This window comes from Actinospineispora acaciae DSM 45401 (assembly GCF_000620785.1).
Lineage (GTDB): Bacteria > Actinomycetota > Actinomycetes > Mycobacteriales > Pseudonocardiaceae > Pseudonocardia > Pseudonocardia acaciae.
On sequence record NZ_JIAI01000071.1, the window covers coordinates 1 to 2,480 of the forward strand.

A 2,480-nucleotide genomic window follows, 5' to 3' on the forward strand; every position below is an offset into this window, starting at 1 on the left:
GCGAGGACCAGCAGGAGCAGCCCGAGGAGCCGGTGACGCACCGGCCTCGGCCCGGCAACGCCTCCCACGGATCCGGCGCGCGCGGCAGCGAGAACGTCGACGAGGCCCTCGGCGGGGTCGTCGACCTGGTCTCCGGGTTGGTGACCAGCCTGGCCGGCAAGAAGGCCGGCGCGCAGGCCCGCCAAACCCTGACCGGGCTGGCCGACGAGGTGTCCCAGGCGATCGCCGCCGCCGGCCGCAACGGCCTGGACTCGAGGGGCCGGGGCATGGGCGACTCGAACACCTCCACCCCGGTCGGCTCCGGCCACCACGGCGGCTCACCCGCGCTTCCCCCGGACGAGGGCTCGGGTCCGATCACCTGCCAGGCCATCGGCGTCTGCCCGGCCCCGAGCCAGCCGACCCAGCAGCACGCAGGCGCCCCTCAGGCCCGAGGCCCACCGGCCCCCGAGCCCACCCAAACTCCGCCCCCCGTCAAGAAGACACCGCTCCCCGCCGGCATCACCCCAGCCCAGGCCACCAACGCCGAGACGATCGCCAAGGTCGGCCAGCAGATGGGCATCCCCCGCCGAGGCATCCAAGTAGCCCTCGCCGCCGCGTTCCAAGAGTCCGGACTGCGCAACCTCAACCACGGCGACCGTGACTCCCTCGGCCTGTTCCAGCAGCGGCCCTCCCAGGGCTGGGGAACCAAGGCCCAGGTCACCGACCCAGTCCACGCGGCCACCGAGTTCTTCAACAACCTCAAGAAGGTCTCCGGCTGGGAAGCCAAGCCGCTCACCCAGGCCGCCCAGGCCGTGCAGCGCTCCGCGTCCCCCAACGCCTACGCCAAGTGGGAGGGCAAGGCCGCCGAGCTCCTCGACCACGTGATCGGCACCATCGCGCCCCCACAGCCGGCGCCCCAAGCCCCGGCCGGCCGGCCCAGCACCGACGATTCGACCAACACCACGCTGGCCGCCCTCCGACGCCCCGCCTCCCAGGGCCACGACGACCTGTCCGGCTCGATCCGTGAGCTGACCAACAACTTCGTGTCCAGCCTGCTCAAGCTGGTCGGCTCGAACCAGCAGCGCCCGCCGATGACCCCGAACCAGGCGATGGGCCGCTTCGTCGACACCGCCTCCGACATCGTCACCGACGTCGCCGGTGACAAGGTCGGCCGCCGCACCCACCAGGCCCTGTCCACGCTCGGCCGGCAACTGCTCGGCGGCCAGGGCAACCACCGCACCAACCCCGGCGACGACCCGACCGACTCGATCCAGCGGGCGACGAAGAAGTTCATCTCCCAGCTGACCAAGCTGGTCGGCTCCGGCTCCCCGAAGCGGCCCGACCAGGACAACCGGCGCGGAAACGGCGGCCTGATCGGCTCGATCTTCGACATGGCCGGCGGCATCCTCGGCTCGGTGTCCTCGATGCTCGGCAAAGCGCTCGGCGGCGGCTCCGGCCAGCACCAGGCCGCCACCGAGCGCCCCGGCTCCAACACCGGCGGCGGCCGCGACGACGACCTGTCCGGCTCGATCCGTGAGCTGACCAACAACTTCGTCCAGAACCTGCTCAAGCTGGTCGGCTCCGGCTCGAACCAACAGCGCCCGCCGATGACCCCCGACCAGGCGATGGGCCGATACGTCGACACCGCCTCCGACATCGTCACCGACGTCGCCGGCGACAAGGCCGGCCGCCGCACCCACCAAGCCCTGTCCACGCTCGGCCAACAACTGATCGGAGGCGGCCGCACCAACGGACGCGACGACTCCATCCAGGAGGCGACCAGCAACTTCGTCTCCGACCTGCTCGACCGGCTCGGCGTTGCTCGACACGATGGGGGGTCGAGCCGCGCCGGGCAGTCGAACCGCCAGGCCGACGACGCCGACGAGTCCGACGAATCCATGGCCGCCGCCGGCGGCCGGGGGATCCGGCGCGGCTCACCGGGTCAGGTCGAGCAGGTCCTGTCCGGGGTGACCGACATGGTGTCCGGCCTGGTCACCACCCTGGCCGGCAAGAAGGCCGGCGCGCAGGCCCGCCAAACCCTGACCGCCGCCGCCAACGATGTGCTCGCCGCCCTGCAGGCCGCCCGCGACCCCCGCACCGGCGGCCGCAACGACCAGGGCATGTCCGGCACCAACGGCGGCCAAGGCGGCCAGAACGGCGGCGGCCAGAACAACGGATGGGCGCTGGACGACACCGGCGGCCAGTTCGCCGGCACCGAGTGCCAGAGCGACGCCGAGTGCGCGCTGGCCGGCGGCAGCCTCAAGACCCGCCAGCCGGGCTCCCTGGGCTCACGGGCACCGCCGGAGCTGCTGCCCGACCCGAACAACTCCAACCGCCCGTACCGGCTGGCCTCCTGGTGGAACAACAACGACGCCGGCGTCAGCCAGGCGCTCAACGACCGGCTCGCGGTGATCAAGGGCCAGAAGAGCCTGGACGACGCCAAGGCCCAGCTGGGCGCCAAGAAGATCACCCAGGCCGCCTACGACCAGCAGGCCGCCGCC

General features: G+C 72.5%; 1 pseudogene. It reads left to right on the forward strand.

What is annotated here, in order from left to right:
- Positions 1-2,480 (forward strand): annotated as a pseudogene (locus N912_RS66915) (hypothetical protein); the annotation flags it as partial.